Source organism: Propioniciclava sp. (genome assembly GCF_036744435.1).
Lineage (GTDB): Bacteria > Actinomycetota > Actinomycetes > Propionibacteriales > Propionibacteriaceae > Propioniciclava.
On record NZ_DAIOIA010000189.1, the window covers coordinates 1 to 3,172 of the forward strand.

2 protein-coding genes are annotated in these 3,172 nt (G+C 69.5%); one reads left to right on the forward strand and one right to left on the reverse strand.

Annotated features, from left to right (window positions below; translation table 11 throughout):
• The first annotated feature begins 95 nt into the window (after positions 1–95).
• Positions 96–1,805 carry an outer membrane protein assembly factor BamB family protein gene (locus V7E09_RS14910; RefSeq protein ID WP_324511621.1) on the forward strand — a complete coding sequence of 570 codons (1,710 nt, stop codon included), beginning with the start codon at positions 96–98 and terminating at the stop codon, positions 1,803–1,805.
• Here the strand turns inward: V7E09_RS14910 and V7E09_RS14915 are convergent.
• Complete coding sequence (locus tag V7E09_RS14915) at positions 1,792–3,030, reverse strand: glycosyltransferase (protein WP_324511622.1); 1,239 nt, start codon at positions 3,028–3,030, stop codon at positions 1,792–1,794. The two genes, V7E09_RS14910 and V7E09_RS14915, sit on opposite strands and share 14 nt — an antisense overlap.
• Positions 3,031–3,172: the final 142 nt, after the last annotated feature.

Consider the following 3,172-nt stretch of genomic DNA (forward strand, 5'->3'; position numbering starts at 1 on the left):
GCCTGCGGGAACCTCCCGCCCTTCTCGCGATTGATCAATGTCTCCGGGCAGTACAGCTAGTCTGGTCGGCAGTGTGACCTGAGCGAGGAGACGACATGGTGAAGGCCCGGCGCGTGGTCGCCACGGGGATCGCGTTCGCGACGGCGCTGAGCCTGGCGGCCTGCTCGACGGGGACCGTTCAGGTCGGGCAGCGTCCGCACCAGCCCACCGGCACGTCCGCTCCTTCTGCCTCGACGGGGCAGCCGTCGGCGATCCGTCTGAGTTCGCTCCCGAACTGGACCGAGCCGACCAAGAGCGGCGCCACCTACACCCGGCCGTTCACCGACTCCGAGGGCACCTTCTCCTGGTCGGTGGTGGACGCCAACGGCATCGCGATCTCCTACACCCCCCGCGAGCAGGTGGTGTTCGGCGAGGCCGACCAGTACAACCAGGTTCCCGGCGTCCTGACGTTCCGTGGCAACAACCACCGCACCGGCGGCACGTACGGGACGCCCACCGTCACCCAGGAGCAGCTCAGCGTCCTGTGGACCAAGCGCATCGGCGAGATCCGTGGTGAGGGCTCGTACTGGCCGGGCGCCGGGTGGACGGGACAGCCGTTGCTGGTGCAGTGGCCGCGCGAGACGAAGGTCACGATGGGTCTGGCCGACAAGTTCGTCAACGACGACAGCTTCGTCGAGGTCATCTATCCCGTGTTCGAGGGCAAGATCTACCGGCTCGACCTGGCCACCGGCGAGGAGACCAAACCGCCGATCGAGGTGGGCTGGGGCTTCAAGGGCACCGCGTCCATCGACCCGCGCGGCTACCCGATGCTGTACGCCGGTCAGGGCCTCAACGACACCAACGGCACCTACGGCCCGTGGCGCTACCGGGCGTTCGACCTCATCCGAAACAAGGAGGTGTGGCACATCTCCGGGCTCGATCCGGCAGCGCCACGCCACGAGTGGGGGGCGTTCGACTCCTCTGCCTTGATCGACGCCGAGACCGACACCCTGATCGAGCCCGCCGAGAACGGGCTGATCTACAAGGTGAAACTCAACAGCGTCTATGACCCGGCCGCCAAGACCGTTTCGATCAATCCGGAGGTCACCCGGTTGCGCTACACCGCGCCCGGCAACGTCCGCTACGGCATCGAGAACTCCGCGGTCGCCTATCGCAACCTGATGTTCGCCGCCGACAACTCCGGCAAGCTGTTCGGCTGGGACGCCACCACCTTGCAGATGCTGTGGATGCGGGACGTCTCCGACGACACCGACGCGTCCCTGGTGCTGTCGGAGGAGGGCGACGGGGTGTTCCTGTACACCGGCAACGAGGTCGACAACCGCATCGCCGATGGCAGCCAGGATTCGATCACCAACATTCGCAAGATCAACGCGCTGACCGGTGAGCAGGTGTGGCAGTACGACATTCCGGCGTACTACACCGGGATCAACGGCGGCGTGCTGTCGACCCCAGCCCTGGGTACCGGCCCGTCCGCCGACATGGTGTTCTTCAATGTCTCCCGGACGACCGCCCCGCGCGAGGGCGACATGGTCGCGCTGGACAAGACCACCGGCGAGGTCATCTGGCGGCGTCACCTGGGCAACTACTCGTGGAGTTCCCCCACGATCGTGACCACCTCCTCGGGGACGCAGTACGGCATCCTGAGCGACTCCGACGGTGTCATGCACCTGTTCGATCCGCAGACCGGGCTCGACATCCACACCATCAGCCTGGGCAAGAACGTCGAGGCGACGCCGTCCATGTTCGGCGACACCCTGGTGGTGGCCTCCTACGACCGCAACATCTACGCGATCAAGCTGAGCTGACGCCGGGGGCGGATCGCCGCTCCTGGTGGCGCCGGATCGCGGCCTCGTAGGCGTCCAGGAGTCCGGCCAGGTGCCGCTCCTGTGAGGCGACACCCCGCGCTTCAACCAGCACCTCACTCATCGCGGCGACCCGCGCGGGTGCGTCCCGCAGCCCGGCCAGCGTCGCGGCGAGCCCAGCTGCGTCGGGAGACGCGGCGAGCAGGCCGCCGCCGTCGGGCACCACCTCGGCGAGGTCGGGATCGAGGTGGACGACCGGCAGGCCGGACGCGACCGCCTCCAGCATCACCATGGGCTGGTTGTCGAAGTCGTACGAGCTGGACACGAACACGTCGTGGGCGCGCATCCCGGCCAGCACGTCGGCTTGGGGGACACTGCCGCGCAGCGCGATCCGCCCACCCGCCCGCGAGGCCCGCGCGCGAACGCGGCGCAGCGCCATGCCGTCGCCGAACATGGTCGCCCTCACCCCGGGTGTCGCCGCGACGGCGTCCACGAACACCTCGGGGCGTTTCTCCGGGGACATCCGGCCGCACCACATGACGCGCAGGTCGCCGTGCGGCCGCCGCACTGCGGGCATCCCCACGGCGTCCAGCACGGACGCCTCCAGCCCGTTCGACAGCACGCTGACGGGCGTGGTGACGCCCTGATCCAGCAGCTTGGCGGCGAAGTGGCGCGACGGCACGATGACGTGGTCGGCGGCATTGGCGTGGCTGACCATGAGGCGCCACATCCGGCGGGCCAGCCGAGTGCGGGTGTACGGCGTTCCGCCGCGCACCGGGGGCCCGTGCGGGAGCCGTCTGCCGTGCAGCGCGGCGAGCAGCACGGTGGTCAGCGCGGGCATCGGGAGAACGTGCCGGGTGTAGACGTCGACCCGGCCGTGCATGGTCTGGACGACGGGCAGGCCCAGCGTCCGTGCCGCCCCGAATCCGCCCAGCGCCGCGAACATCTCGCTGTGCACGTGCACCACCTCGACGCGGCGGGACGCGAACTCGGCGCGCAGCGCATCCTCGACGCCCGCGGGCGGCCAGGCAAACGGAAAGCCGTCGGGCCGAAACACCCCGGACACGGGCAGCGCCACCACCCCGGGATCGGTCGACGGCTCGGCGAGCGGGGCGAACACCGTCACCTCGTGCCCGGCCTCGGTGAGGGCTTCGCGGTGCGCCTTGACCACCGTCTGCACCCCGCCGAGGGTGGGCAGGTAGTAGTCACTCACGAGGGCGATCCGCACGCCGGACACTGTACGGCCCGGGTCGCGACGCGGCTGAGGGGACGTTGACTAGCATGAGCGGCATGCCCCGCCCCGCACGCGTCCTGGTCACCGGAGCCAGCGGCTTCCTCGGTCGCTACCTGGTGCGCGATCTGGCCGAGCA

Excerpts from the sequence above, each read along its gene's own strand:
- V7E09_RS14910 (WP_324511621.1), top strand. The coding sequence starts at position 96 with ATGGTGAAGGCCCGGCGCGTGGTCGCCACGGGGATCGCGTTCGCGACG.